The organism is Maritimibacter sp. 55A14, assembly GCF_003122205.1.
Classification (GTDB): Bacteria; Pseudomonadota; Alphaproteobacteria; order Rhodobacterales; family Rhodobacteraceae; genus QEYE01.
On the sequence record NZ_QEYE01000001.1, the window covers coordinates 181958 to 207237 of the forward strand.

Annotated in this window: 26 protein-coding genes and 2 tRNA genes; 13 read left to right on the top strand and 15 right to left on the bottom strand. The window is 67.6% G+C overall.

The window, feature by feature from the left end; all coding sequences use genetic code 11:
* Nucleotides 1-103 precede the first annotated feature (103 nt).
* Entirely contained in the window at nucleotides 104-1771 is a 1668-nt protein-coding gene (locus DDZ14_RS00895; RefSeq protein WP_109423054.1) for an ABC transporter substrate-binding protein, read from the top strand.
* Between the two features lie 76 nt (nucleotides 1772-1847).
* A complete protein-coding gene (locus DDZ14_RS00900) occupies nucleotides 1848-2183 on the top strand; it encodes an antibiotic biosynthesis monooxygenase (protein WP_109423055.1) in 336 nt (111 codons plus the stop codon).
* A 191-nt stretch (nucleotides 2184-2374) separates the two neighbouring features.
* On the opposite strand, the gene DDZ14_RS00905 is transcribed toward DDZ14_RS00900, so the two are convergent.
* The 4 genes from DDZ14_RS00905 to DDZ14_RS00920 form a co-directional block, all read right to left on the bottom strand.
* Nucleotides 2375-2932: a lytic transglycosylase domain-containing protein gene (locus DDZ14_RS00905; RefSeq protein WP_109423190.1), complete on the bottom strand. Its 558-nt coding sequence runs from the start codon at nucleotides 2930-2932 to the stop codon at nucleotides 2375-2377.
* Nucleotides 2933-3009: 77 nt separating this feature from the next.
* Nucleotides 3010-3600 (bottom strand): helix-turn-helix transcriptional regulator, encoded by a 591-nt coding sequence (locus DDZ14_RS00910; RefSeq protein ID WP_109423056.1) that lies wholly within the window; start codon nucleotides 3598-3600, stop codon nucleotides 3010-3012.
* Between the two features lie 5 nt (nucleotides 3601-3605).
* Nucleotides 3606-4139: a cytochrome b/b6 domain-containing protein gene (locus DDZ14_RS00915; RefSeq protein ID WP_109423057.1), complete on the bottom strand. Its 534-nt coding sequence runs from the start codon at nucleotides 4137-4139 to the stop codon at nucleotides 3606-3608.
* Nucleotides 4140-4200: 61 nt separating this feature from the next.
* Entirely contained in the window at nucleotides 4201-4455 is a 255-nt protein-coding gene (locus tag DDZ14_RS00920; RefSeq protein ID WP_109423058.1) for a PepSY domain-containing protein, read from the bottom strand.
* 259 nt (nucleotides 4456-4714) lie between these two features.
* Here DDZ14_RS00920 and ssb point away from each other — a divergent pair, with 259 nt between their 5' ends.
* Entirely contained in the window at nucleotides 4715-5188 is a 474-nt protein-coding gene (gene ssb / locus DDZ14_RS00925) for a single-stranded DNA-binding protein (RefSeq protein ID WP_109423059.1), read from the top strand.
* 137 nt (nucleotides 5189-5325) lie between these two features.
* On the opposite strand, the gene DDZ14_RS00930 is transcribed toward ssb, so the two are convergent.
* On the bottom strand, nucleotides 5326-5760 hold the full coding sequence (locus DDZ14_RS00930) for an Lrp/AsnC family transcriptional regulator (protein ID WP_109423191.1): 435 nt from the start codon (nucleotides 5758-5760) through the stop codon (nucleotides 5326-5328).
* 128 nt (nucleotides 5761-5888) lie between these two features.
* Here DDZ14_RS00930 and rocF point away from each other — a divergent pair, with 128 nt between their 5' ends.
* Together rocF and DDZ14_RS00940 are read left to right on the top strand one after the other, a co-directional pair.
* A complete protein-coding gene (rocF, locus tag DDZ14_RS00935) occupies nucleotides 5889-6818 on the top strand; it encodes an arginase (RefSeq protein WP_109423060.1) in 930 nt (309 codons plus the stop codon).
* Nucleotides 6815-7852 (top strand): ornithine cyclodeaminase, encoded by a 1038-nt coding sequence (locus tag DDZ14_RS00940; protein ID WP_109423061.1) that lies wholly within the window; start codon nucleotides 6815-6817, stop codon nucleotides 7850-7852. Before rocF ends, DDZ14_RS00940 begins: the two co-directional genes overlap by 4 nt.
* Nucleotides 7853-7898: 46 nt before the next feature.
* On the opposite strand, the gene DDZ14_RS00945 is transcribed toward DDZ14_RS00940, so the two are convergent.
* Nucleotides 7899-8168, bottom strand: a complete 270-nt coding sequence (locus DDZ14_RS00945; RefSeq protein ID WP_109423062.1) for an usg protein — start codon at nucleotides 8166-8168, stop codon at nucleotides 7899-7901.
* Between the two features lie 215 nt (nucleotides 8169-8383).
* Between DDZ14_RS00945 and gyrA the strand changes: the two genes are divergently transcribed.
* The 5 genes from gyrA to gluQRS all read left to right on the top strand — a co-directional run bounded on the left by gyrA (nucleotide 8384) and on the right by gluQRS (nucleotide 14694).
* Nucleotides 8384-11125 (top strand): DNA gyrase subunit A, encoded by a 2742-nt coding sequence (gene gyrA / locus DDZ14_RS00950; RefSeq protein ID WP_199221251.1) that lies wholly within the window; start codon nucleotides 8384-8386, stop codon nucleotides 11123-11125.
* 130 nt (nucleotides 11126-11255) lie between these two features.
* Entirely contained in the window at nucleotides 11256-11795 is a 540-nt protein-coding gene (locus DDZ14_RS00955) for a DoxX family protein (protein ID WP_109423064.1), read from the top strand.
* Nucleotides 11796-11853: 58 nt separating this feature from the next.
* Nucleotides 11854-13215, top strand: a complete 1362-nt coding sequence (trmFO, locus tag DDZ14_RS00960) for a methylenetetrahydrofolate--tRNA-(uracil(54)-C(5))-methyltransferase (FADH(2)-oxidizing) TrmFO (RefSeq protein WP_109423065.1) — start codon at nucleotides 11854-11856, stop codon at nucleotides 13213-13215.
* A gap of 36 nt (nucleotides 13216-13251) precedes the next feature.
* Nucleotides 13252-13821, top strand: coding sequence for a class I SAM-dependent methyltransferase (locus tag DDZ14_RS00965; RefSeq protein ID WP_109423066.1), 570 nt, complete (start codon nucleotides 13252-13254; stop codon nucleotides 13819-13821).
* Nucleotides 13822-14694, top strand: coding sequence for a tRNA glutamyl-Q(34) synthetase GluQRS (gene gluQRS, locus DDZ14_RS00970; protein ID WP_109423067.1), 873 nt, complete (start codon nucleotides 13822-13824; stop codon nucleotides 14692-14694).
* Nucleotides 14695-14699: 5 nt separating this feature from the next.
* Here gluQRS and hisI read toward each other — a convergent pair whose 3' ends face one another.
* Complete coding sequence (hisI, locus tag DDZ14_RS00975; RefSeq protein WP_109423068.1) at nucleotides 14700-15062, bottom strand: phosphoribosyl-AMP cyclohydrolase; 363 nt, start codon at nucleotides 15060-15062, stop codon at nucleotides 14700-14702.
* Nucleotides 15063-15133: 71 nt separating this feature from the next.
* Here hisI and DDZ14_RS00980 point away from each other — a divergent pair, with 71 nt between their 5' ends.
* A complete protein-coding gene (locus DDZ14_RS00980; protein ID WP_109423069.1) occupies nucleotides 15134-15586 on the top strand; it encodes an iron-sulfur cluster assembly scaffold protein in 453 nt (150 codons plus the stop codon).
* A gap of 180 nt (nucleotides 15587-15766) precedes the next feature.
* Here DDZ14_RS00980 and DDZ14_RS20105 read toward each other — a convergent pair whose 3' ends face one another.
* The 5 genes from DDZ14_RS20105 to DDZ14_RS01000 all read right to left on the bottom strand — a co-directional run bounded on the left by DDZ14_RS20105 (nucleotide 15767) and on the right by DDZ14_RS01000 (nucleotide 21703).
* Nucleotides 15767-15889 carry a hypothetical protein gene (locus tag DDZ14_RS20105; RefSeq protein ID WP_255417478.1) on the bottom strand — a complete coding sequence of 41 codons (123 nt, stop codon included), beginning with the start codon at nucleotides 15887-15889 and terminating at the stop codon, nucleotides 15767-15769.
* Between the two features lie 244 nt (nucleotides 15890-16133).
* Entirely contained in the window at nucleotides 16134-18224 is a 2091-nt protein-coding gene (recG, locus tag DDZ14_RS00985; protein WP_109423070.1) for an ATP-dependent DNA helicase RecG, read from the bottom strand.
* A 4-nt stretch (nucleotides 18225-18228) separates the two neighbouring features.
* The gene (ligA, locus tag DDZ14_RS00990; RefSeq protein WP_109423071.1) at nucleotides 18229-20490 is read right to left on the bottom strand and encodes an NAD-dependent DNA ligase LigA; all 2262 of its coding nucleotides are present in this window, start codon (nucleotides 20488-20490) and stop codon (nucleotides 18229-18231) included.
* A gap of 122 nt (nucleotides 20491-20612) precedes the next feature.
* Nucleotides 20613-21332 (bottom strand): response regulator transcription factor CtrA, encoded by a 720-nt coding sequence (gene ctrA, locus DDZ14_RS00995; protein ID WP_109423072.1) that lies wholly within the window; start codon nucleotides 21330-21332, stop codon nucleotides 20613-20615.
* A 92-nt stretch (nucleotides 21333-21424) separates the two neighbouring features.
* Entirely contained in the window at nucleotides 21425-21703 is a 279-nt protein-coding gene (locus DDZ14_RS01000) for a DUF1153 domain-containing protein (protein WP_109423073.1), read from the bottom strand.
* A 128-nt stretch (nucleotides 21704-21831) separates the two neighbouring features.
* On the opposite strand from DDZ14_RS01000, the gene mnmA reads away from it, so the two are divergent.
* Together mnmA and DDZ14_RS01010 are read left to right on the top strand one after the other, a co-directional pair.
* The gene (gene mnmA, locus DDZ14_RS01005; RefSeq protein ID WP_109423074.1) at nucleotides 21832-22977 is read left to right on the top strand and encodes a tRNA 2-thiouridine(34) synthase MnmA; all 1146 of its coding nucleotides are present in this window, start codon (nucleotides 21832-21834) and stop codon (nucleotides 22975-22977) included.
* Between the two features lie 73 nt (nucleotides 22978-23050).
* On the top strand, nucleotides 23051-24427 hold the full coding sequence (locus DDZ14_RS01010; protein WP_109423075.1) for a M20/M25/M40 family metallo-hydrolase: 1377 nt from the start codon (nucleotides 23051-23053) through the stop codon (nucleotides 24425-24427).
* A gap of 137 nt (nucleotides 24428-24564) precedes the next feature.
* On the opposite strand, the gene DDZ14_RS01015 is transcribed toward DDZ14_RS01010, so the two are convergent.
* The 3 genes from DDZ14_RS01015 to DDZ14_RS01025 all read right to left on the bottom strand — a co-directional run bounded on the left by DDZ14_RS01015 (nucleotide 24565) and on the right by DDZ14_RS01025 (nucleotide 25249).
* A tRNA-Asp gene (locus tag DDZ14_RS01015) sits at nucleotides 24565-24641 on the bottom strand.
* A 34-nt stretch (nucleotides 24642-24675) separates the two neighbouring features.
* A tRNA-Asp gene (locus DDZ14_RS01020) sits at nucleotides 24676-24752 on the bottom strand.
* Between the two features lie 95 nt (nucleotides 24753-24847).
* Nucleotides 24848-25249 (bottom strand): c-type cytochrome, encoded by a 402-nt coding sequence (locus tag DDZ14_RS01025; protein ID WP_109423076.1) that lies wholly within the window; start codon nucleotides 25247-25249, stop codon nucleotides 24848-24850.
* Between the last annotated feature and the right edge of the window lie 31 nt (nucleotides 25250-25280).

Consider the following 25280-nt stretch of genomic DNA (forward strand, 5'->3'; position numbering starts at 1 on the left):
CGGCCCGTCAGGGCGCTCCCGACCCGTGAACCGGCATTGACCCGGCCCGCGATCTGTTGCGGTATGGAAGGACGTTCCACACCGCAACCCGAGGACCGAGCGCATGACCGACCCTCTGAGCCAGGCGAGAGACACGCACCCGGCCCTGTTGGCGGAGGCGCGGGCCTGCCGCGACGGGCGACTCGGGCGGCGGGAGTTCCTGGCCCGCGCCTCGACGCTCGGTGCCTCCGCAGCGCTGGCCTACGGCCTGATCGGCCTGTCCGCACCGCGCGCCCAAGCGACAGAGCCGGCGCGGGGCGGAACCCTGCGCATCCAGCAGGACGTGCGCGCGCTCACCGACCCGCGCAGCTATGACGGCAGCCAGATGGCGAACCTCACGCGCGGGCTGCTGGAATATCTCGTAGAATACGGGCGCGACGGCGTGTTCCACCCGATGCTGCTGGAGCGCTGGGAGGTCGACGCGGACGCCACGCTCTACACGCTGCATCTGCGCCGCGGGGTGCGCTGGAACACCGGCGTCGCGTTCACGGCCGACGACGTGGCCCGCAACATCGCGCGCTGGTGCGACCGCAGCGCGCCGGCCAATTCGATGGCCGGGCGCTTCGCGAGCCTGATCGACCCCAACACCGGGCTTGCAGCGGAGGGTGCCATCGAAATTGTCGATACACACACGCTGCGGCTGCATCCGCACACGCCCGACATCACCCTGATCGCCGGGATGGCCGACTACCCCGCGGCGATCACCGATGCGAGCTATGATGGCGGCGACCCCTTCGCCCACGGCATCGGCACAGGCGCCTACCGCCCCGTGGCGCTGGAGGTCGGCCGGCGCTGCGTGCTGGAGCGTCACCCAGAACATGACTGGTGGGGGACGGAGGTGCTGGGCGGCCCCTGGCTCGACCGGATCGAGTTCATCGACACCGGCACCGATCCGGCCTCGGCGCTCGATGCGGCAGCGGCGGACAGTATCGACATGACCTATGAGACGACGGGCGCCTTCATCGGCGCCTTCGACCGGCTGGGCTGGCGGATATCCGAGACCGAGACGGCGAACACCATCACCATCCGGACCAACCAGGCCGCCGAGATCGGCGGCCGGGCGCCCTATGCCGACCGGCGGGTGCGCCGCGCGCTCGCCCTGGCGGTGGACAACGCGATCTGCCTGGAACTGGGCTACGAGAACCGGGGCAGCGTCGCGGCCAATCACCATGTCAGCCCCTTGCATCCCGAATATGCCGATATCGGACCGGCGCCATATGATCCGGCCGCCGCGCGCGCGCTGATGGAGGAGGCCGAAATGGCGGATTTTGCGCATGAACTGGTCTCGATCGACGACGACTGGCGCGCGCGCACCGCCGAGGCGGCGACCGCGCTTCTGCGCGACGCCGGCCTGACGGTCAGCCACGTGCTGCTGCCGCGCGCCGTCTTCTGGCAGAACTGGACAGGCTACCCGTTCAGCTGCACCGACTGGAACATGCGTCCATTGGGCGTGCAGGTCCTGGCGCTGGCCTATCGCAGCGGCGAGGCCTGGAACGAAACCGCGTTTTCCAATGCCGAGTTCGACGCGGTCCTGGCCGAGGCGCTGGGCATCGCCGACCCCGACCGGCGGCGGCGGCTGATGGCCCGGCTGGAGACGATCCTGCGTGAGGAGGGTGTCATCATCCAGCCCTATTGGCGCCGGCTCTTCCGCCACACCCGCAACGGGCTGCACAACGCGGGCATGCATCCGGCTTTCGAGATCCATGTCCACCGCATCGGCTTTCAGGCCTGATGTGCGGCCGGGCTGGACATCGATGCCGGGCCGGGCGAGACTTGACCCCGCACCCACCCGACCGAAGACCGCCGCCATGTCCCACTTCGCGCCGCTGCCCGTTCCGCCCTATCACGCCGTCATCTTCACCGCCCAGCGCCGCGAAGGCGACCGCGGCTATGCCGAGATGTCCGCCGAGATGTCGGCGCTCGCCGAACGGCAGCCGGGATATCTGGGGATGGAAAGCAGCCGCGACGGCGAGGGCTTCGGGATCACGGTCAGCTATTGGGCCGACGAGGCGGCGCTGCTCAACTGGAAGGCCGTCGCGAAACACCTGATGGCCCAGCGACTGGGACGCACACGCTGGTACAGCCATTACCGTATCCGCGTGGCAAGGGTCGAACGCGCCTATGAGGGACCGGAGGGGCGCTGACCCCGGCCGGCATCCCGGAATACGGCGCGCCTGCGGCGCAAATCCATGGTTTGCGCCCGCCTCCGGCAGGCGCAGTGCCTCTGGCGGGGATATTTGGAGCAAGAAGAAAGGATGCCGGCGACCCGTTCTTCTTGCTCCAAATATCCCGGGGGAGTCGCCCCGACAGGGGCGGCGGGGGCAGAGCCCCCGACCTATCGCTCCAGGATCGCGGCGACGTAGCCTTGCGTTTCGGCATAGGGCGGCACACCGCCGTGGCGCGCCACGGCTTCCGGCCCGGCGTTATAAGCCGCAAGCGCCAGCTCCCAGCTTCGAAAACGGTCGTATTGCTGGCGCAGGTATCGCGCGCCGCCATTGAGGTTGTCGCGGGGATTATCCGCGTCCACGCCCAGCTTCGCCGCCGTTCCAGGCATGAGCTGAGCCAGCCCGCGCGCGCCCTTGTGCGAGACCGCCTTCGGGTTCCAGCCCGATTCCTGCTGCACCAGCCGCGCGAAGAGATCGGCCGGCACCCGGTGGCGTGTCGCAGCCGCGCGGGCCATGCTGAAATAGGGGCCGCGGTAGCGGCCGCGATAGGCCGGCACGGCTTCCTCGTCACGGTTCGGACGCAGGCGTTCGGAATGGTCGTATTGCCGCGCGAGGCGGCGGTCGAGAAACTCCAGCTTCGCATCGAAATCGCCCTGGCGGCTCTTCGAGGATTTCGAAAGCCCCTGGCCCGCGGCCGGTGTCGCCGCAGCCAGCGCCAGCGCCGATATCGCGCAGAGGCACCGACCCGTCCGGCCCGTCCAGAATGCAATCCCCCGCCTCACCGCCAGCGCCCCCGCCTGCCGCTTCAATGATTTCCGGCGCGCATCGTAGCGGATGCGCCGGACGTTTCAAGCCCGTTACCCGGCTGCGCCCCTTCCCGCGCAAGCAGCGGCGCATCCATCAGGTCCTCGATCAGGAGGCTCACGAGCTGGCTGCGCCCGCTCACCCCGGCCTTGCGGTAGATCGCGGCAAGCTGGCTCTTCACGGTGCCTTCGGCCGCGCCGCGCAGCCCTGCGATCTCGGCGATGGAGAGCCCCTTCATGGTAAAGGCCGCGACGTCGCGTTCGGCCGCGGTCAGGCCCCAGGCCCGGAAAAGGCCCTGCATCACATCGGCCAGCGCCCCCGAGGCGACGGCCAGGCTGCGCGCGGCAACCTGCTCACGGCGCAACATCTCCAAAAGGAAGCGCAGTTCCACCGCGATGCCGACAATGAGCGCGATGCTCGCGATGGCCTCGATCACCAGATGCAGCCGCAGTGCCGCCATCCCGCCGCCATCGACCAGATCGGCGACCACATCGCCCAGGAAAAAAACCGCGCAGACCGCCTGTACGCCGATCAGCAGCGCCAGCGCGCGGCTGGAACCCTCCCTGGATGGCGGCGGACTCGATTGCGGCATCGGCGTCAGTCCTTCGTCTTCTCCGTCGCGTCCTTGTAACCGGTCACCATCGGGCGCACCAGATTGCGTTTCTCGATCAGCGATTCCGCGATCACGCCCCCGACATGCAGGACCACCGAGAAGATCGCCCAGTTGGCCAGGAACTCGTGCAACTCCTCCACCCAGTCGACGCCCCAGAACATGTCGGTGGTCATCATCCACCCGGTCGCGCCCAGGGCGAGCATGCAGGCCAGCAGGTTGTAGACCATGAGCGCCCCCAGCGGATTGTGGGACCGGTGCGGCCGCACGATCCCCCGCGCCATGTCGCCCAGATGCGCGAGTGCCGCCGAGAGCGACGGCGGAAAGGCGCTGAAACGCGCCTGCGCCGGCCCGGCGAAGCCCCAGAGGATGCGCAGCAGGGCCAGCGCCAGTACCGCGTAGCCCACGCGTTCGTGCCAGGCGCCTTCATCGTCGAGCACCGCGAGGTTGAGCGCGAAGCCAAGCACGACCGACCAGTGGAACACCCGCACGAAGAGGTCCCAGGATTTTTCCCGTTGCATTGCCATGTCTCCCGTTTGGCGGCTCCGGGGACGGGCCGGCAGGCCCGCCCCCGGCGGCCGGTCAGTCATCGGCCTTGATACGGCGCGGGTCGAAATTCTCGTCTAGGTAAAGCTCCATCCGTTGCCCGTCCTTGAGCGCGTAGACCTCGACCTCGCCATCCTCCATCTCGATCTTGCGCACCTCGTAGCCCTGCGCCGTCAGCTTCTCGGTGATCGTCTGCCGGTCCGCCGCGCTGATCGTGCCCGAGGCGAGCGCCGGGGAGGTCAGCGTCACGGCGGCGGCCAGGGCGGCGGCAATTCTTGCGGTTCGTGTCATGTCTCTCACTCCTGTCAAGACCCTGCGCCTGCTGCGCCAGGGCCGGTTGCGTCGTGACATGATCTGGCACGCGCGCAGGCCGCCGCGCCATCAACCGGCGGAGCAGACCGGTGCTTCTATGGCCGGGGTTGAGGCCCGTCTGCCTGGGGTTTATGCGCGCAGGGCGTTTCCACCCGCCGGACAGGGTTAACCATTCCTTCACCGCCCCGCGGGAATGGTGTAGATCGATCAGACGCAGGGGATTCGGCAGGAGGAACGCATGGCAGGTTCGGTCAACAAGGTCATTCTCATCGGCAATCTGGGCCGCGACCCGGAAGTGCGGACCTTCCAGAATGGCGGCAAGGTGTGCAACCTGCGCGTCGCCACGTCGGAGACCTGGCGCGACAAGGCGAGCGGCGAGCGGCGCGAGCGGACCGAATGGCACAGCGTGGCGATCTTTCAGGAGGGATTGGTGCGCGTCTGCGAGCAATACCTTCGCAAGGGCTCCAAGGTCTATCTCGAAGGCAAGCTGCAAACCCGCAAATGGCAGGACCAATCCGGTCAGGATCGCTATTCTACCGAAGTCGTCCTGCAAGGTTTTGACGGCACGCTTGTGATGCTCGACGGACGCGGCGAAGGCGGTGGCGGTGGCAGCTATGGCGGCGACGACCGAGGCGGCGATCCGGGCGCGTCCTCGGGCGGCGGCTTCTCCGGCGGGCCGGCGGGCGACCTGGACGACGAGATCCCGTTCTGACTCCCCGCTTGTCCGGCAGCGGCGAGGCACGGCGCACGCAGCCGCTGGCCGTGCTCCACCCGCGCTACGGGCAAGAGGCGCCACGTTTGCTGGTGCCGGGTCTCAACCCGGCGGCGCATCCCGCCTGACGGGCAGGCTCAGCGCAGCCGGGCGGGCTTGCGGGTGCTCAGAAGCAGGCTCGTCTCGCTCAGTGCCACGCCGTCGAAGCGCCGGACCGTCGCCAGCACCCGATCCAGCGCCTCCAGCGTGTCGGTGCCGATCTCCACGATCAGGTCCCATTTGCCGTTGGTGGCGTGCACCGCCTGAACCTGCGGAATGCCCAGAAGCCGTGCCACGGTGCGTTCGGTGCCGCGCCCCTCGATCCCCAGCATCATCAGCCCGCGCACCGGGGCCTGCGCCACGTCGTCCTTCAGGAGCGCGGTGAAACCAACGATCTCGCCCCGCTCCACAAGCTTGCGCAGGCGGTCCCGCACCGTGGCGCGCGAGACGCCCAGGGTCGCCGCCAGATCGGAGAGCGCGGCCCGCCCATCGCGCCGGAGGGCCGAGACGAGCCGGCGGTCGGTGTCGTCCATTTCGGTCATTACATCCACCATTATGGAAAGTATGACACCAATATGGCCAAAATGGCTGGTTCCGTCCATCCCGGTTTGCGCGAACTCTGGCGGCAAGACATGACCAAGCCATGACAAGGACATTCCCGATGACACCTAAAACCTGCATTCTGCTCGGCGCGCCGGTCGACAGCGGCAAGCGCCGTCCCGGCTGCCTGATGGGGCCTGCGGCCTATCGCACCGCCGGGATTGCCGGGGCAATCGCCGCTCTGGGCCACGGCGTGGAGGACCGGGGCGACCTGGCCCCCGCCCCGCCGAGGCCCGCGCAAAGCGCCAATCCCGCCGTGCATGGCCTGGGCGAGACGATCGCCTGGACAGAGAACCTGACCGCCGCCGCCCGCGACGCCGCCGCGGCGGGCTTCCCGATCTTTCTGGGCGGCGACCACAGCCTGTCGCTGGGCACGGTCGCCGGGGTCGCCGCGCATGCCGCGGCCGAGGACCGCCCGCAATATGTGCTCTGGCTCGATGCGCATCCGGATTTCCACACTCCGCTGACCACCGCCTCGGGCAACCTGCACGGCACGCCGGTGGCCTATTTCACCGGCCAGCCCGGATTCCACGGCTTCCCGCCGCCCGCCGCACCGGTGCCGGGCGAGAGGGTCTGCATGATGGGGCTGCGCTCGGTCGATCCGGCAGAGCATGCGGGGCTTCTCGAGCACGGCATCGGAATCCATGACATGCGCGCCATCGACGAGCATGGCATCGCCGCGCCGCTGCGCGCCTTCCTGGCGCAGGTCGCGGCCAGCAACGGCTGCCTGCATGTCAGTCTGGACGTGGATTTCCTCGATCCCGGCATCGCGCCGGCGGTCGGCACCACGGTGCCCGGCGGCGCCACCTTCCGCGAGGCGCATCTGGTGATGGAACTTCTGCATGACAGCGGGCTCGTCACCTCGCTCGACCTGGTGGAATTGAACCCCTTTCTCGACGAGCGCGGGCGCACCGCCACGCTGATGGTCGAGCTCACCGCCTCGCTTCTGGGCCGCAAGGTCTTCGACCGCCCGACACGGAGTTTCGCATGAAAAACCTCAACATCGTTCCCTTCGTCTCCGTCGACAACATGATGAAACTGGTGCTCGCGACGGGTGTGGAGCGCTTCCTGACCGGGCTGGCCGACTATATCGAGGAGGATTTCCGCCGCTGGGAGCTTTTCGACAAGACCCCACGCGTGGCCAGCCATTCCAAGGAAGGCGTGATCGAGCTGATGCCCACCTCCGACGGAGAGGTCTACGGCTTCAAATACGTCAACGGGCATCCCAAGAACATGAAGGAAGGCTTGCAGACCGTCACCGCCTTCGGGCTGCTGGCCGATGTCGGCAACGGCTACCCGGTGCTGCTGTCGGAAATGACGATCCTGACCGCGCTGCGCACCGCGGCGACCTCGGCGATGGTGGCCCGGCACCTGGCCCCAAAAGGCGCGCGCACCATGGCGATGATTGGCAACGGCGCGCAGTCCGAATTCCAGGCGCTGGCGATGAAGGCGGTCTGCGGGGTGGACCGGCTGCGCCTCTACGACATCGACCCGGTGGCGACCGAGAAGGCGATGCGCAACCTCGCCGGTTTTGGCTTCGACATGAGCTTCTGCCGCAGTAGCGAGGAGGCCATAGAGGGCGCCCAGATCATCACCACCTGCACCGCCGACAAGCAATACGCCACGATCCTGACCGACAACATGGTCGGCGCTGGCGTGCACATCAACGCCATCGGCGGCGACTGTCCGGGCAAGACGGAACTGCATCGCGACATCTTGCTGCGGTCGGACATTTTCGTGGAGTTTCCGCCGCAGACCCGGATCGAGGGCGAGATCCAGCAGCTCGACGCGGACCACCCCGTGACCGAGATGTGGCGGGTCATCAACGGCGCCGCGCCGGGGCGCCGGGACGCCCGCCAGATCACGCTTTTCGACGGCGTGGGCTTTGCGGTGGAAGACTTCTCGGCCCTTCGGTTCCTGCGCGACCGGCTGCGGGGCACGCGCTTCTACGACGATCTCGACATGATCGCCGATCCCGACGAGCCGCGAGATCTCTTCGGGATGCTGCTGCGCGCCGCGTCCTGATCGGCACCTCGCCCGTACCGGCCACCGGGGCGGGCGCTTCCTTCGGTCAGTGCAGCGATATCTCCCCGGTGACGTTGCGCCATTCGCCCGGCGAGATCAGCTTGCGGTGGGTGAAGCGGACGGAATGCAGCGGCCCCTCGATCTCTTCCTGCCAGAATTCGATGAACTTGAAGAGCTTCGGGTAATCCGGTGCAAGGTCGTATTCCTGCCAGAGAAAACTGTTCAGGACATGCTGGTAATCCGGCATCCGGTAGATCATTTCGGCCGTGGTCAGGCCGTAGCCGTCCAGCATCAGCTCGATCTCGGTCCTCGGCATTCTGCTACCTCCTTTTCTTCTTGTTACATAATGTTTGCCCGGCTTTTCCGATCCGTCAAGAAATCTGTACATCAAAGATAAATGATTCCAGTGTGTTAGCAGACAACGCCGTTGGCTGCTCGCGGCACAGGCAGAGGCCGATTGCATCCCGTATCTGGGTTCGGGTATAATCGCGCCAACTAGATATAGATGTCGGCAATACAGGCGCAGCACACGTGAGCGACACTCCAGAACCCCCTGACAACGCGGACGAAATGCAATTCGGCGGTCCGTCTTTCGAAGGCCCCTCGATCACCATCGAGGAGGAAATGCGGTCGAGCTACCTCGATTACGCGATGTCGGTCATCGTCTCGCGGGCGATTCCCGACCTGCGCGACGGGCTCAAACCGGTGCACCGGCGCATCCTCTACGCGATGCACGAGACCGGCAACACGCATGACAAGCCTTATCGCAAATCCGCCCGCCCGGTGGGCGACGTGATGGGCAAGTATCACCCGCATGGCGACAGCGCGATCTACGACGCGCTGGTGCGCATGGCGCAGGATTTCTCGATGTCGCTGCCGCTGCTGGACGGCCAGGGCAATTTCGGCTCGATGGACGGCGATAACCCAGCGGCGATGCGCTATACGGAAGTGCGCATGGATAAGCCCGCGCAGGCGCTGCTGGCCGATATCGAGAAGGAAACCGTCGACTTTCAGGACAATTACGACGGCAAGGATCTGGAGCCGACGGTCCTGCCCGCGCGCTATCCCAACATGCTGGTCAACGGCGCGGGCGGCATCGCGGTGGGCATGGCCACCAACATCCCGCCGCACAATCTCGGCGAAGTCGCGGACGCCACGCTGGCGCTGATCGAACAGCCGGACCTGACCTCAGAGCAACTCATGGACTACATCCCCGCCCCGGATTTTCCGACCGGCGGGATCATCCTGGGCCGGTCGGGCGCGCGGAAAGCCTATCTGGACGGGCGCGGCAGCGTCGTGATCCGCGCCAAGACCCGGATCGAGGAACTGCGCAAGGACCGGTACGCCATCATCATCGACGAGATCCCCTATCAGGTGAACAAGGCCGGCATGATCGAGCGGATCGCCGATGCCGCCAAGGAAAAGCGCATCGAGGGCATCGCCCATGTCCAGGACGAGAGCGACCGTGTCGGCGTGCGGGTGGTCATCGAGCTCAAGCGTGATGCGACGCCCGACGTGGTGCTCAACCAGCTATTCCGCTTCACCCCGATGCAGACCTCCTTCGGCTGCAACATGCTGGCGCTCAATGGCGGGCGGCCCGAGCAACTGACGCTGCGCAAGTTCCTGACCGCCTTCGTGTCCTTCCGCGAAGAAGTCGTGGCCCGGCGCACCGCGCATGACCTGCGCAAGGCGCGCGAACGCTCGCACCTGCTCTGCGGGCTGGCGGTGGCAGTCTCCAACGTGGACGAGGTCGTGGCGGCGATCCGAAGCTCAGCCGACCCCGCCGAGGCGCGCGAGAAGCTGATGACCCGGCGCTGGCCCGCACGGGACATCCTGGAATATATCCGGCTGATCGACGATCCCACCCACCCGGTCAACGAGGACGGCACCTATAACCTGTCGGAAGCGCAGGCGCGCGCGATCCTGGAGTTGCGGCTGCAACGGCTCACGGCGATGGGGGTCAAGGAAGTCACCGACGAATTGCAGAGCCTGGCCGACAAGATCCGCGACTATCTGGACATCCTGCGCTCGCGCGAGCGGATCATGGGCATCATCGCCGACGAACTGCGTCAGGTGCGCGACGATTTCGCCGTGCCGCGGCGCACCGAGATCGTCGATTACGACGCCGACATGGACGACGAGGACCTGATCGAGCGCGAGGACATGGTCGTGACCGTGACCTCCTCGGGTTACATCAAGCGCACCCCGCTGGTGGATTATCGCGCGCAGCGCCGCGGCGGCAAGGGACTGTCGGGCATGGCGACCAAGGAAGACGACGTGGTGACGAATCTCTTCGTCGCCAACACCCACACGCCGCTTCTGTTCTTCACCACCGACGGGATGGTCTACAAGCTCAAGACCTGGCGCCTGCCGCCGGGCGGGCGCAACGCGCGCGGCAAGGCGATCGTGAATATACTGCCGATCGCGGCCGGGGTTTCGATCGCCGCGATCATGCCGGTGGATGCGGCGGAGGAGGATTGGGACAAGCTCCAGATCGTCTTCGCCACGTCCGAGGGTACGGTGCGGCGCAACGCGCTGAGCGATTTCACCAACGTGATGCGCAACGGCAAGATCGCGATGAAACTGCCCGAGGGCGTGAGCCTGGTGAATGCGCGCATCTGCACCGAGGACGACGATGTCATGCTGGTAACCGCCAGCGGCCGGGCAATCCGCTTCCGCACCACCGATGTGCGGGTCTTCAAGGGCCGTGGCTCGACCGGCGTTCGTGGCATCAGGCTGGGCAAGTCGGACCGCGTGGTGTCGATGGCCGTGATCCGCCATTTCGAGGCCACGCCGGAAGAGCGCGCCGCCTATCTGAAGATGCGCCGCGCCGTCGCCGGGCTGGCCGACGACGCCGAGATGGACGACGAGGACGTGCCCGCCGCGGCCGATTTCAGCCAGGAGCGTTATGCCCAGATGTCGGCGGCCGAGGATCTCATCCTGACCATCACCGAGGGCGGCGCGGGCAAGCTCAGTTCCTCCCATGACTATCCGGTGCGCGGGCGCGGTGGCCAAGGCGTGGCGGCGATGGACCGCGCCATGCGCGGCGGCGATCTGGTCGCCGCCTTCCCGGTGGAGATGGACGACCAGATCATGCTCGCCACTTCCAAGGGCCAGTCGATCCGATGCCCGGTGGACGGCATCTCCTTCCGCTCCCGCGCGGCGGGCGGGGTCAAGGTCTTCAATACCGCGAAGGGTGAGAAGGTCGTCTCGGTCGCCTGGATCGCGGAGCGCGGCGAGGACGAGGAAGACGCCCCCGACGACGAGGCGTGAGTGCCGCGCGGCAGGGCTGTGACGGCCCTGCCGCCGGCCCTTGGTGAATTCCGCAATGTGATCCTAATCTGAACACATTTCTCCCGGAGGTTGTTTTCCGAGGGCGGGCGTCTAGTGACCGAGGGATGGAATGAACCAGCATGCCGAATTTCGCGCGAAACGGGAATACAGGTATGTGGAGGACATGTTGCGGGAGGCCGCCGCGGCGGCAGCGCGCGAACCAATAGTCCCGCCCGAACCGGCACCCGCGGCACCGCCCGAGGCCACGCCGCTCGACATTTTCGCGACCTTCACGCGTGTAGTCATAGGCTCCTTCTTCCTGGCGAAATCGGCCGGTCTGGTGCTTGCGGGCAACGCGCTCCACCAGGTGTTCGCGGCCGGGCTGATCCCCGGCACCTTCATCTGGGTGAGCGTCGGATTCGAGTTCCTCGCCGCCTTCTGTGTGCTGATCGGCTTCCAGACCGTGCTCGCCGCGTCGGTGCTGGCGGTGCATGTGTTCTGGAGCAGCTATCTCTTCAACTACGACCCCGGAAACTTGCCCGCGCTGCATCTCTTCTGGAAGGATTTCTCGATGGTAATGGGGCTCTTCATCGTGATCCTGCTCAGCCGCTACGGCGCCGGACTGGACCGGCTGAGCAAGGCCACCGCCCTGCGCGGCCTGCGCGACTGACCCCCACCGCCACCGCGCCCCCCTTTCCTTTTCCCGGCCACTCCCCTACATCCGGCGCATGACCGGACCCATCCATATCATCGGCGGCGGCATGGCCGGGGCCGAGGCCGCCTGGCAGGCGGTCCAACTGGGCGTGCCCGTGATTCTGCACGAGATGCGCCCGCGTATCGGCACCTTCGCGCACCGCACCGGTGATCTGGCCGAGATGGTCTGCTCCAACTCCTTCCGCTCCGATGACGATGAACAGAACGCCGTGGGCCTGCTGCATTGGGAGATGCGCGCGGCCGGCGGTCTGATCATGGAAATGGCCGATGCCCATGCCCTGCCCGCCGGCGGGGCGCTGGCCGTGGACCGCGACGCCTTCTCGTCCGGGGTGAGTGCGCGCCTGCGCGCCCATCCGCTGGTCACCCTCGAGGAGGGCGAGATCACCGGCCTGCCACCCGCCGACCGGGGCTCCTGCATCATCGCGACCGGGCCGCTGACCTCCGACGCGCTTGGGGAAGCGATCCGGGCCGAGACCGGGGCCGAGGCGCTGGCCTTCTTCGACGCCATCGCGCCCATCGTGCATTTCGACAGCATCGACCTGTCCAAGGCCTGGTTCCAGTCGCGCTACGACAAGGGCGAAACCGAGGAGCAGCGCACCGCCTATCTCAACTGCCCGATGGACCGCGACACCTACGAGGCGTTCATCGACGCCCTGCTGGCCGCCGACAAGACCGAGTTCCACGAGGGCGAGACCGCCAAATATTTCGACGGCTGCCTGCCGATCGAGGTGATGGCCGAGCGCGGCCGCGAGACGCTGCGTCACGGACCGATGAAGCCGGTGGGCCTGACCAACCCGCACGCGCCGGATGTGAAGCCGCATGCAATCGTGCAGCTTCGCCGGGACAACAAACTGGGCACACTCTACAATATCGTGGGCTTCCAGACCAAGATGAAGTATGGCGCGCAAACCGATGTTTTACGTATGATTCCAGGATTGGAACATGCCGGTTTCGCGCGACTTGGGGGCATACACCGCAACACGTTCCTGAACTCGCCGCGCTATCTCGACGCGCAGTTGCGGCTGAAATCGCGTCCGCATATCCGCTTCGCCGGGCAGATCACCGGGGTCGAGGGCTATGTCGAATCCGCCGCGATGGGTCTGCTGGCGGGACGGCTGGCCGTGGCCGAACTGCGTGGCGCGCCGCTCTGCGCGCCGCCGCCCGAAACGGCGCTGGGCGCGCTCGTCACCCATATCACCGGCGGCGCGGATGCGAAGACCTTCCAGCCGATGAACGTGAATTTCGGCCTCTTCCCGCCGGTCGACCTGAAAGGCGGGCGCCGCAACCGGCCCGCGCGCTACCGCGCCTATACCGACCGCGCCAAGGCCGCCTTTGCAGAATGGCTGGAGAACCAGACCGCTCTGGACCTTTGCTGACCGGGCTTGTTATCCTGTTTGCGACAGGGGAAGCCTATGAACGACACCGATACCATTGAAGAACGCACGAACCAGACGGGTCCGGCGGCCGGGCGTGACCGCGCCACCGCCCCACAGGACGCCGCGGCGGCGCTGCGCGACTGCGGCGCCGATACGGGCGCGCCGCTGCTCGATTTCGGCTGCGGCAACGGCATATCCGGCGCGGCCTTCGCCGATGCGGGCTTCCGGGTGATCGACGGCATGGACCCGTCGCCACGGATGCTGGAACGGGCGGCCGCGCGCAACATCTACCGCGGCCTCTGGCAGATCGTGCCGGGGCGCCGCCTGCCCTCGGGCAATGGCCCCTATGACAATATTGCTGCGCTGTGCGCGATCGGCCCCGGCGCCGCGCCGCCGGAGACCTTCGATGGGCTCTTCCGGCTGCTCAAGCGCGGCGGCTACATGATCCTCTGCTTCAATGCGGAGACACTGGCCGATGCGCGGTTCGAGGCCCGGATCGCCGAATATGTCGATTGCTGCGCGGCCGAGGTACTGTGCCGCGACCAGGGCGACCAGATCCCCGGGACAGAGCCCGGCGCGGTTGTCTATGTGCTGCGAAAACGCTGAATGTGCACGCGATTCGCGCCCTCGCCCACGGGTCTCCTGCATCTGGGCCACGCCTTCTCGGCGCTGACGGCCTGGGACATGGCGCAGGCGGCGGGCGGTACTTTCCTGCTACGTATCGAGGATATCGACACCGCCCGCGCCCGGCCCGAATTCGAGGCCGCGATCTTCGAGGATCTCGCCTGGCTGGGGCTGGACTGGCCGCGCCCGGTGATGCGCCAGTCCGACCGGATGCCGGCCTATCGGGGCGCGTTGACGCGGCTGGCGGCTTTGGGCGTGGTCTATCCCTGCTCCTGCAGCCGCGCCGATATCCGCGCCGCCCTTGCCGCCCCACAGGAACGCGCGGAGCCCGCGCGGGACGGTCCCGACGGCCCGGTCTATCCCGGCACCTGCCGGGGACGAGGGATGGCGACGCGGACGCCGGGCGATGCGCTGCGCCTCGATATGGTACGCGCGCTGGCGCGGTTGGGCGACGGTACCGACACGCATCACGCGGCGGAGACCGGCGCAGCGGAGATCGCGCGCCACCGGCTGGACCCGGACGCGCTGACGGATCGCTGCGGCGACATCGTGTTGGCGCGCCGCGATATCGCCACCTCCTATCACCTCTCGGTCGTGGTGGACGACGCGGCACAGGGCATCACCCATGTCGTGCGCGGCCGCGACCTTCTGGCGGCCACGCCGATCCATATCCTGCTTCAGGCGTTGCTGGAGCTTCCGCATCCAAGCTACCACCATCACGTTCTTATTCGAGATGAAGCGGGGCGCCGTCTCGCGAAACGCGACGACGCGCGCGCGCTGCGGCTCTGGCGCGAATCGGGCGAGAGCCCGGCCGACCTGCGGCGCCATCTGGGCCTGCCGCCCCTGGCGGCCTGAGCGGTTCAGCCCGGTTCGGGGCGCATCAGTTCCGTCTCCTCGCCGTCGCGGATGCCGGTGAAAAAGCAGCTCCTGCGGTTGGTGTGGCAGGCGGGGCCGGTCTGCTCCACCAGCACCAGCAGGCAGTCGCGGTCGCAATCGACGCGCAGTTCCACGAGCCTCTGGACATGGCCGCTCGTCTCGCCCTTGACCCAGAAGGTCCGGCGCGAGCGCGACCAGTAGGTGACGCGGCCGGTCTCCAGCGTGCGCGCGACGGCATCGGCATTCATCCAGGCCAGCATCAGCACCTCGCCGGTCGCGGCCTCCTGCGCGATCACCGGGATCAGGCCGCGGTCATCAAATTTCAGCGTGGAAGGATCGAATGCCATGACATATCCTTTTCAACGGGACCGGTCCGGACTATCTATTTGATCCGACGCCAACAGGAAAGTACCCACCCATGAGCGCCGAATCCGAACTGATCAAGCTCTATTCCCAACGCATCCTGGCGCTTGCCGCGGATATCCCGCTGACCGAACGGCTGGACGCGCCGGACGCCACGGCGAAACGGCGCGCGCCGCTCTGCGGCTCCAACGTGACGGTGGATCTGACAGTGTCGGACGGGCGCATCACAGACTTCGGGCAGGACGTGAAGGCCTGCGCGCTGGGCCAGGCCGCCGCCGCGGTGGTCGGGGCGAACGTGATCGGGCGCAGCCGCGACGAGATTCTGCGCGCCCGCGACGAGCTGAAGGCGATGCTCAAGGAGAACGGCCCACCACCCTCGCCGCCCTTCGACGGGCTGGCGGTGCTGGAGCCCGCGCGCGACTACAAGAACCGCCACGCCTCGATCATGCTGGCGCTGGAGGCGACGCTGGAGGCCTTCGATGCAGCCCGCGAGACCGCCTGCGCTTGATCTGCCATGCAGACCAAGAAAAAACCGCCGCGAGGCATGAGCCCGCGGCGGTGAGTGAGCGTATCTGGACCCCGAGGGGAGCGGAACCGAGGCCGGTCCGCCCCCCGCCCCCGGAACAGGCGATGTCGGGGGCGCGCATCCGGGGACGGGATGCCGGGGCGGTACAGAACGCAGGCAGGTTCAGACGAAACCGGGAAGATGCAACGCGACCAGAAGCGTGACCAGGATCGCGGCGCAACCCAACGCGTCTTCCGCCAGGGTCTGGGGCGAGCGGGCGATGATCCTGCGAATATCCGTAAGCATCCTGATCTCCTGTTCTTCCGATCCGTGTTGCCACTTTGTTCTCATATTCTTAACGCCCTGTAAAGAACTTTTGAGGAACATTTGCGAACAAAGCCGGTATCAGGTTTCTGGAACAGCCCCATTCGGTCCGCAACATATGGCCTTGCGCGCACATTCAACCGTTGTCCCCGCGCGGGAACACAGCCGCAGAGCGCCCGCTAGCGTTATTGTCATCGCTTAGGATTCGGGTCTTCCCGACCTGGCACTACCCGACCGAAATCAGACGAATCGCGCGATCCTGCTCCATCAGGTAGAGCAGCACGCGCGCCGCCTGCCCGCGCGGTCCCTCCAGCCCAGGATCGGCGGTCAGAAGCGCGCGCGCGTCGCTCTGCGCGGTGGCCATCAGCCCGGCCTGCGCCTCCATGTCCGCCACGCGGAAACGCGGCAGGCCGGATTGCGCGGTGCCCAGCACGTCGCCCGCGCCGCGCATCGCCATATCCTCCTCGGCAATGCGGAATCCGTCCTCGGTCTCGCGCATCACGCTCAGCCGGCGGCGGGCGCCATCGGAGAGCAGCCCGCCATGCATCAGCAGGCAGGTGGAGGCCGCCGCCCCGCGCCCCACCCGGCCGCGCAACTGGTGAAGCTGCGCGAGACCGAAATGCTCGGCCCCCTCGATCACCATGATCGAGGCGTTGGGGACGTCGACGCCGACCTCTATTACGGTTGTCGCCACCAGAACACGTGTGCGCCCGGCCTGGAAATCGGCCATCGCGGCATCCTTCTCGGCGGGCGGCATCTGGCCATGCACCAGCCCCACCGCGCCCTCGCCCAGCCGCGCGCGCAGCGCGTTGAAACGCTCGGTCGCGGCGGTCAGCTCCACCGTCTCGCTTTCCTCCACCAGCGGGCAGACCCAATAGGCCTGCGCGCCGTTCGACGTGGCATCCGCCAGATGCGCGATCGCCTCCTCCATCCGGGCGGAGGAGACCAGCGCCGTTTTCACAGGCCGGCGGCCCGGCGGCTTCTCGTCCAGCACCGAGACATCCATGTCGCCGTAATGCGCCAGCGCCAGGCTGCGCGGGATCGGCGTGGCGGTCATCACCAGGATGTCCACCGCGCGGCCCTTGGCGCCCAGTTCCATTCGCTGGGCGACGCCGAAACGGTGCTGCTCGTCGATGATCGCGAGCCGCAGGTCGTGGAACTCCACATCCTTCTGAAAGACCGCATGGGTGCCCAGCAGCACATGGATATCCCCCGCGGCGAGCGCGGCCAGCTTGGCGGCGCGCTCCGCCCCCTTGTCGCGCCCGGTCAGCAACTCCACCACGATGCCCGCGGCCTCGGCCAGCGGGCGGATCGAGGCCAGGTGCTGACGGGCCAGGATTTCCGTGGGCGCCATCATCACGCCCTGCCCGCCGGCCTCCACCGCGATGGCCAGCGCCATAACCGCCACCAGCGTCTTGCCTGCGCCGACATCGCCCTGAAGCAGCCGGTTCATGCGCAAGGGCGCGGCCATGTCGGCGGCGATCTCGACCATCGCGCGGTCCTGCGCGCCGGTGGGCGCATAGGGCAGCACCGTGCGCAGCCGCGCCTGCATCCGGCCAGTGCCCTCGGTCACCACGCCCTTGGCGCGGCGCAGCCGGGCGCGCGCCAGCGCCAGCGTCAACTGATGGGCGAAAAGCTCGTCATAGGCCAGCCGCAGCCGCGCCGGGGCGCCGGGCGCGAGGTCGGCAGCACTCTGCGGGCCGTGCGCGGCGGCGACGGCCTCGTGCCAGTCGGGCCAACCCTCACGTGTCTTGAGCGCATTGTCGATCCACTCTTCCAGTTCCGGCGCGCGGGTCAGCGCGGCGCGCGTGGCCTTCCACATCGCCTTCTGGGAAATGCCCGAGGTCAGCGGATAGACCGGCTCGAATCGCGGGATGTCCGCCGCCTCCTCCGGCCGCAGGATGTGGTCGGGATGGATCATCTCGGCGATGCCGTCAAATAGCTCCAGCTTGCCGGAGACCACGCGCCGCGATCCGGCTGGCAATTGCCGGCGCAGCCAGTCCTCGCGTGCATGGAAGAAGACCAGCCGGAAGCTGGTTTCGGCGTCCTCGACCGTGACGCGGTAGGGCCGGCCGCGCCCCGAGGGCGGGTGATGCGCCCCCACCTCGACCTCCACCGTCACGGTGCAAGGCGGCGCGACCTCGCGGATCGAGCCGCGCCGGGTGCGGTCCACCACCGAATGGGGCAGCGTGAAGAGCAGATCGCGCGGATGCGTCACGTCAAGCTGTGCGAAGAGCTTGGCCGTCTTGGGGCCCACGCCGTCCAGCGTCTCCAGATCCGCGAAGAGCGGGAAGAGGATTTCGGGACGCCCGGCCACGCGCTCAACCGTCCCCGATGAGGGCGAGCCAGCCGTCCTCATCCACCGTCTCGATGCCCAGTTCGGCGGCCTTTTTGGCCTTCGACCCGGCGCCGGGCCCCGCGACCACCAGATCGGTCTTCGCGCTCACGCTGCCCGAAACCTTGGCCCCCAGCGCCTCGGCCCGTGCCTTGGCCTCGGCGCGGGTCATCTTCTCCAGCGTGCCGGTGAAGACGACGGTCTTGCCCGCGACCGGGCTGCCTTCGGTGTCGGGCGGTTCGTCGGGGCGCACGTCCAGATGCGCGATCAGCCGGTCGATCGAGGCGCGCTCGGCCTCCTGCGCGAAGGCGTCGGCGAGCGAGGCCGCCACCGTCGCGCCGATCCCGTCGATCCCCACCAGATCGTCCCAGGCGACCTTGGCGCCCATTGGCAAGTCGGCCTCGGCCCATACGGCCTCGCGCGTCTCGGTGACGCGGGCGCGGCGGCCCTCGACCTTCGCGGCGGCCTGTTCGGCGCCGACGGCCTCCGCGGCGGCGCGATGGGCATGGGCGGCGGGAATCGCCGCCTCGACGCCGACGGCGAAGCTCTCCCAGGTGCCGAAATGGCGCGCGAGATCGCCCGCGGCAACCTCGCCCACATGGCGGATACCCAGCGCGAATATTACGCGCCGCAGGTCGATTTTCCGCTTCTCGTCAATCGCTTCGAATAGGTTACTCGCGCTTTTCTCGCCCCAGCCTTCGCGGTTCTTCAACTGCCGCGCACCCGACCCGAATCGCTCCGCCAGCGTGAAGATATCCGCCGGCTCCGCGATCCAGCCGTCGCGGTAGAACTGCTCCACCTGCTTGGCGCCCAGCCCCTCGATGTCGAAGGCCGCGCGGGAGACGAAATGCCTGAGCTTCTCCACCGCCTGCGCGGGGCAGATCAGCCCGCCGGTGCAGCGCCGTACCGCGTCGCCTTCCTCGCGGATCGCGTCGGAACCGCATTCGGGGCAGACCGTCGGGAAGGCGTAGGGCGCGGCATCTTCGGGGCGCTTCTCGAGATCCACATCCGCCACCTTGGGGATCACGTCACCCGCGCGATAGACCTGCACCCAGTCGCCCTCGCGGATGTCCTTGCCGCCGCGGATCGGGTTGCCCCCGGCATCGCGCCCGGCGATGTAATCCTCGTTGTGAAGTGTCGCGTTGGAGACGACGACGCCGCCCACCGTCACCGGCGTGAGGCGCGCCACGGGGCTGAGCGCACCGGTGCGGCCGACCTGTATCTCGATCTTCTCCAGCCGGGTCCAGGCCGTTTCGGCCGGGAACTTATGCGCCAGCGCCCAACGCGGCGTGGTCGACCGGAAGCCCAGCCGGCGCTGGTAGTCCAGATCGTCCACCTTGTAGACCACGCCGTCGATATCGTAGCCCAGTGTGGCGCGGCCCTGCTCGATGGCGCTGTACTGCGCCAGCATCCCGTCGGGGCCGTCGCAGCGCACGGTCAGCGGATTGGTCCGGAAGCCCAGTTCGGCCAGCCGCGCGATGGCGTCATACTGCGTGCCGGCGAGCGGCTCCGACAACTCCCCCCAGCCATAGGCGAAGAAGCGCAGCGGGCGGTCGCGGGTGATCCGCGCGTCGAGTTGGCGCAGCGAGCCCGCGGCGGCGTTGCGCGGATTGGCGAAGGTCTTGTCGCCGCGTTCGGACTGGCGCCCGTTCAGCGCCGCGAAATCCTCGTGGCTCATATAGACCTCGCCGCGCACCTCCAGCACCTCGGGCGCGTCGTCCAGCCGCTCGGGAATGTCATCGACGGTGCGTGCATTGGCGGTGACGTTCTCGCCGGTCTCGCCATCGCCGCGCGTCGCGGCCTGCACGAGGCGGCCGCCCTCGTAGCGCAGGTTGAGCGAGAGCCCGTCGATCTTGGGTTCGGCCGTAAAGGCGAGCGGCGCGCCGTCCTCGAGCCCCAGATACCTGCGCACCCGCGCATCGAACTCGGCCACCTCCGCATCCTCGAAGGCATTGCCCAGCGACATCATCCGCACCGCATGGGTGACCTTCGCGAAGCCGTCGGCAACCGGGCCGCCGACCTGTTCGGAGGGGCTGTCGGCGCGCTTGAGATGCGGGAAGGCGTCCTCGATGGCCGCGTTGCGCGCCTTGAGCGCGTCGTATTCGGCATCGCTGATGCGCGGGGCATCTTCGGTATGATAGGCGCGGTTCGCCGCGTTCAGCGCCTCGGCCAGGCGGTCCAGTTCGGCGCGCGCTGCGGTCTCGTCGAGCCGGTCCACCGGCGTCTTGGCATGGCGCTCTGACGGCATGCGGGTCCCTCTCCAGGCGTTGCGCTCCAAGTGATAGGTCGCAGGCCCGGAGAGGTCCAGAGCGGGGTGGAAGCCGCATCAAGGATTTGCCGCGCCGCCAGGCGCCGCGGCGGAGGGTCGTGTCAGGCGGTTTCGGCCAGCGCCGCCGGGGCGGATTCGAATTCCTTCTCGGGCTCGCGCAGCACATATCCGCGGCCCCAGACCGTCTCGATATGATTGTCGCCGCCGGTCGCCTGGCAGAGCTTCTTGCGCAGTTTGCAGATGAAGACGTCGATGATCTTGAGCTCCGGCTCATCCATGCCGCCATAGAGATGGTTGAGGAACATCTCCTTGGTCAGCGTCGTGCCCTTGCGCAGCGACAGAAGTTCCAGCATCTGGTACTCCTTGCCGGTCAGGTGCACCGGCTGGCCATCGACCTCCACCGTCTTGGCGTCGAGATTGACCGCGATCCGGCCTGTGCGGATGATCGACTGTGAATGGCCCTTGGAGCGGCGGATGATCGCGTGGATGCGCGCCACAAGCTCCTCACGGTGGAAGGGCTTGGTCAGGTAATCGTCGGCGCCGAAGCCGAAGCCCTTGAGCTTGTTTTCGGTGTCGTCGCTGCCGGTCAGGATCAGGATTGGCGTCTCCACCCGCGCCATGCGGAGCTGGCGCAGCACTTCATGTCCGTCCATGTCCGGCAGGTTCAGGTCAAGCAGGATCAGGTCGTAGTCGTAAAGCTTCGCCAGGTCGATCCCTTCCTCCCCCAGGTCGGTCGCGTAGACGTTGAGATTGGCATTCGACAGCATCATCTCGATACTACGTGAAGTTGTCGGATCGTCCTCGACCAGAAGTACGCGCATAACGGGTCTCCACTCTGATTTCGTGTCCCGTTAACGAAACACGACATTGGTTAATCACTCGTTACCATAGAACAAGAATTAAAAACAGCAACTCAGGGTTGTCTATACCGCTGCACCGATGTGGCCTTCAGCGCCCGTTCGCCATGCAACTCGATTGCACGTTTCCAGCCCTCCAGTTCTTCCTCCGACAACTCATAGATTTCGCGGGCTTCCGCATCGCTCAGCAGCCCATAGATCACCGCCCGCGCAACGGCCGCCTTGCGACTGGCCACCCAGCGCCGCGTCGCGGGCACGGGGAGGTCGGATCGGAACATCCGGCTGCCATCGGGCAGGCGGACGGAGCTTGGCCCCGCCATCCGTCTGATATACATGGTCTCACCCCTTGCAACCGCTCGCGGGGGAAACCCTGCGTGCCGCAGCTTAACGCGGGGTGAAACCGGATCTTGAGAATACCGCGCATTTTCCTATATTCCTGCGCATCTTCCCTTCGGAGGCCCCGATGCCACTCGACAGCCGACCCCACCCGCTGAACTCGCTTGGATTCGCCAAGCCCGAGCGCGACACGCGCGTCGTCGTGGCGATGTCTGGCGGCGTGGACAGTTCCGTCGTGGCCGCGCAACTCGCCGAGGGAGGCTATGACGTGGTCGGTGTCACGCTCCAGCTTTACGATCACGGCGCGGCGCTGGCCCGCAAGGGCGCCTGCTGCGCGGGGCGCGATATCCACGATGCCCGCCGCGTGGCCGAGACGATGGGCTTTCCCCATTACGTGCTCGATTACGAGGACATGTTCCGCGAGGCGGTGATAGACGAGTTCGCCGACAGTTACCTGGCCGGCGCCACGCCTGTGCCCTGCATCCGCTGCAACGAACGGGTGAAGTTCCGAGACCTGCTGGAGACCGCGCGCGATCTGGAGGCCGATTGCATGGCCACCGGACATTACATTCAGCGCAAGATGGGTGCCAACGGTCCCGAACTGCACTGCGCCACGGATGCGAACCGCGATCAGTCCTATTTCCTCTTCTCCACGACGCCCGAGCAACTCGATTATCTGCGCTTTCCGCTGGGCCACCTGCCGTCGAAGGAGGCCACGCGCAAGCTGGCGGCGAAATACGGGCTGAGCGTGGCCGACAAACCCGACAGCCAGGATATCTGCTTCGTGCCCGATGGCGATTACGCGAATGTGATCGAGAAGCTGCGCCCCGGCGCGGGCGAGCCGGGCGAGATCGTGGACATGGATGGACGGATGCTAGGCTGCCACGATGGCGTGATCCGCTACACGATCGGCCAGCGCCGGGGCCTGGGGATCGGCGGGCTGGCCGAGCCGCTCTACGTGGTGCGGCTCGACCCCGAGGCGCGGCAGGTCGTGGTCGGACCGAAGGATGCGCTGAGCACCCGCCACGTCCCCCTGCGCGAGATCAACTGGCTGGGCGCCACGCCGATCGGATCCCGCGCCGAATGGCATCTTTCGGTGAAAGTCCGCTCCACCCGCCCGCCGCGCGAGGCGATCCTGCGCCCCGCCGCCGGCGGCGCGGTGGTGGAACTGCTCAACCCCGAGGAAGGCGTCGCCCCCGGCCAGGCCTGCGTCTTCTACGAGACCGGATCGAGCCGCGTTCTGGGCGGCGGCTGGATCACGCGGCGCGCCTAGGCGCGCGGATGGCTGGACACCGGCGCGCCCGCTGCTAGGCTCCGCCCCGCCGTTGGAGACAAGGAGCCCGCCCATGCCGCTGGAAAAAACCCTCGCCCGCATCGACGCCGATCTGGACGCCGCGACAGGGCGGCTGCTGGAGCTCATGCGCATCCCCTCGATCTCCACCGATCCGGCCCACAAGCCCGATTGCGAGGCCGCCGCGGACTGGCTCGTGGCTGACCTGGAAAGCCTCGGCTTCGACGCCTCCAAGCGGGCAACGCCAGGCCATCCGATGGTGGTGGCGCATTGCGGCGGGCCGGGGCCGCATCTGCTCTTCTACGGCCATTACGACGTGCAGCCGGTCGATCCGCTGGACCTGTGGCGGCGCGATCCCTTCGACCCGGCGCTGGAGGCGACGCCGGCCGGCACGGTGATCCGCGGGCGCGGGGCATCGGACGACAAGGGGCCGCTCATGACCTTCATCGAGGCCTGCCGCGCCTGGAAGGCCGAACATGGCCGCCTGCCCTGCCGGATCACGGTCTTCCTGGAGGGCGAGGAGGAGTCGGGTTCGCCTTCGCTCATCCCCTTCATGAAGGAGAACCGGGACGAGCTTTCGGCCGATCTGGCGCTGATCTGCGACACCGGGCTCTTCGGCCATGACACGCCGGCGATCGTGACCATGCTGCGCGGCCTGGTGGGCGAGGAACTGACGATCACCGGCCCCGACAAGGACCTGCATTCGGGCATGTATGGCGGCATCGCAATGAACCCCGCGCGGGTGCTGGCGCGCATCCTGGCGGGGCTGCATGACGACACGGGCCGGGTGACGGTGCCGGGTTTCTACGACGGCGTTCCGGAGCTGCCCGAGGAGATCGCCGCGCAGTGGCAGGGGCTGGGCTTCGACGCGGGCGCGTTCCTGGGCGGTGTGGGGCTCTCGGATCCAGCCGGCGAGGCGGACCGCACCGGGCTCGAGATGATCTGGTCGCGCCCCACAGCCGAGATCAACGGCATGTGGTCGGGCTATATCGGCGCGGGTTTCAAGACGGTGCTACCGTCGCAGGCCGCCGCCAAGGTCAGTTTCCGGCTGGTGGGCGCGCAGGACCCCCACGCGATCCGCAAGAACTTCCGCGACTGGGTGCGCGCGCAGCTTCCGGCCGATTGCGGCGTGACGTTCGAGGCTCACGGCGCCTCCCCGGCCAGCCGGATGGCCACCGAAAATCCCGCATTCGAGGCCGCCCGCCAAGCCCTGACCGAGGAATGGCCGAACCCGGCGGCCTTCGTGGGCTGCGGCGGCTCGATCCCCATTGCCGGCTACTTCAAGGACATCCTGGGCATGGACGCGCTCCTGGCCGGATTTGCCCGCGACGACGACGCGCTGCATTCGCCCAACGAAAAATACGACCTGGAATCCTTCCACAAGGGTATCCGCAGCTGGGCCCGCATGCTCGATCGCATCTGCGACGCCTGAGCCGCCTCGCTCCCCCTTCTTCTTGCCCAAAATATTCCGGGGGAGGCGCGCCGCAAGGCGCGGCGGGGGCAGCGCCCCCCTCGCCACGGGACGGATCCCGCGCGCCGTGGCAAATCCCTGGGATGATCTTCGCGGAATGGCGCGGTTGACGGGGCTCGAACCCGCGACCCCCGGCGTGACAGGCCGGTACTCTAACCAACTGAGCTACAACCGCATTTCCGTATGCGGGGACCTGGGACGGGCAGTGGTGGCGCGGTTGACGGGGCTCGAACCCGCGACCCCCGGCGTGACAGGCCGGTACTCTAACCAACTGAGCTACAACCGCTCACTGCCGTCGGGCGGCGCCCGGACGTGGGGAGCCTTCTATGACCGCCCGCCCGCCCCGTCAAGCGCCAAGAGCGCAAAAATGCGGCCCGCGGTTCAGCGCTGGATACTCTCCAGGTAATAGGCCAACGAAAGGATGACCCCGCGGGTGAAGATCACCGTCCCATCCGGGCTGTCGAGCACGCCCGGACGCCCTTCCAGAAGCGCGCCGAAGACCGGCATCGGCCCGCCATGCCCCGCGCGCGTGGCACGCCCGTCGATCTGGTGCACCACCTCGCGCATCGGAAAGGCCCCGCCATTGCGCGCCGTCAGCCGCGTCAGGTCCGGGACTTCGACGGTCAGCAACTGCGCCATCGGCCCGTCGCCCTGGCCATCTGCGCCGTGGCAGGCCGCGCAATGGGTCGCGAAGGCCGCCGCCCCCGGATCCTCCCGCGCCGCATCCTGCGCGCGGGCCGGCGCGGCCAGGGCGAGCCCGCAGATCAGCATCACTCTCAGCATCTCGCATCTCCCTTCCGGCCCACCGGCCCAT

Excerpts from the sequence above, each read along its gene's own strand:
- DDZ14_RS00895 (WP_109423054.1), top strand. The coding sequence starts at position 104 with ATGACCGACCCTCTGAGCCAGGCGAGAGACACGCACCCGGCCCTGTTG.
- DDZ14_RS00900 (WP_109423055.1), top strand. The coding sequence starts at position 1,848 with ATGTCCCACTTCGCGCCGCTGCCCGTTCCGCCCTATCACGCCGTCATC.
- DDZ14_RS00910 (WP_109423056.1), bottom strand. The coding sequence starts at position 3,600 with ATGCCGCAATCGAGTCCGCCGCCATCCAGGGAGGGTTCCAGCCGCGCG.
- DDZ14_RS00915 (WP_109423057.1), bottom strand. The coding sequence starts at position 4,139 with ATGCAACGGGAAAAATCCTGGGACCTCTTCGTGCGGGTGTTCCACTGG.
- DDZ14_RS00920 (WP_109423058.1), bottom strand. The coding sequence starts at position 4,455 with ATGACACGAACCGCAAGAATTGCCGCCGCCCTGGCCGCCGCCGTGACG.
- ssb (WP_109423059.1), top strand. The coding sequence starts at position 4,715 with ATGGCAGGTTCGGTCAACAAGGTCATTCTCATCGGCAATCTGGGCCGC.
- DDZ14_RS00930 (WP_109423191.1), bottom strand. The coding sequence starts at position 5,760 with ATGGACGACACCGACCGCCGGCTCGTCTCGGCCCTCCGGCGCGATGGG.
- rocF (WP_109423060.1), top strand. The coding sequence starts at position 5,889 with ATGACACCTAAAACCTGCATTCTGCTCGGCGCGCCGGTCGACAGCGGC.
- DDZ14_RS00940 (WP_109423061.1), top strand. The coding sequence starts at position 6,815 with ATGAAAAACCTCAACATCGTTCCCTTCGTCTCCGTCGACAACATGATG.
- DDZ14_RS00945 (WP_109423062.1), bottom strand. The coding sequence starts at position 8,168 with ATGCCGAGGACCGAGATCGAGCTGATGCTGGACGGCTACGGCCTGACC.
- DDZ14_RS00955 (WP_109423064.1), top strand. The coding sequence starts at position 11,256 with ATGAACCAGCATGCCGAATTTCGCGCGAAACGGGAATACAGGTATGTG.
- trmFO (WP_109423065.1), top strand. The coding sequence starts at position 11,854 with ATGACCGGACCCATCCATATCATCGGCGGCGGCATGGCCGGGGCCGAG.
- DDZ14_RS00965 (WP_109423066.1), top strand. The coding sequence starts at position 13,252 with ATGAACGACACCGATACCATTGAAGAACGCACGAACCAGACGGGTCCG.
- gluQRS (WP_109423067.1), top strand. The coding sequence starts at position 13,822 with ATGTGCACGCGATTCGCGCCCTCGCCCACGGGTCTCCTGCATCTGGGC.
- hisI (WP_109423068.1), bottom strand. The coding sequence starts at position 15,062 with ATGGCATTCGATCCTTCCACGCTGAAATTTGATGACCGCGGCCTGATC.
- DDZ14_RS00980 (WP_109423069.1), top strand. The coding sequence starts at position 15,134 with ATGAGCGCCGAATCCGAACTGATCAAGCTCTATTCCCAACGCATCCTG.
- DDZ14_RS20105 (WP_255417478.1), bottom strand. The coding sequence starts at position 15,889 with ATGCTTACGGATATTCGCAGGATCATCGCCCGCTCGCCCCAGACCCTG.
- ligA (WP_109423071.1), bottom strand. The coding sequence starts at position 20,490 with ATGCCGTCAGAGCGCCATGCCAAGACGCCGGTGGACCGGCTCGACGAG.
- ctrA (WP_109423072.1), bottom strand. The coding sequence starts at position 21,332 with ATGCGCGTACTTCTGGTCGAGGACGATCCGACAACTTCACGTAGTATC.
- DDZ14_RS01000 (WP_109423073.1), bottom strand. The coding sequence starts at position 21,703 with ATGTATATCAGACGGATGGCGGGGCCAAGCTCCGTCCGCCTGCCCGAT.
- mnmA (WP_109423074.1), top strand. The coding sequence starts at position 21,832 with ATGCCACTCGACAGCCGACCCCACCCGCTGAACTCGCTTGGATTCGCC.
- DDZ14_RS01010 (WP_109423075.1), top strand. The coding sequence starts at position 23,051 with ATGCCGCTGGAAAAAACCCTCGCCCGCATCGACGCCGATCTGGACGCC.
- DDZ14_RS01025 (WP_109423076.1), bottom strand. The coding sequence starts at position 25,249 with ATGCTGAGAGTGATGCTGATCTGCGGGCTCGCCCTGGCCGCGCCGGCC.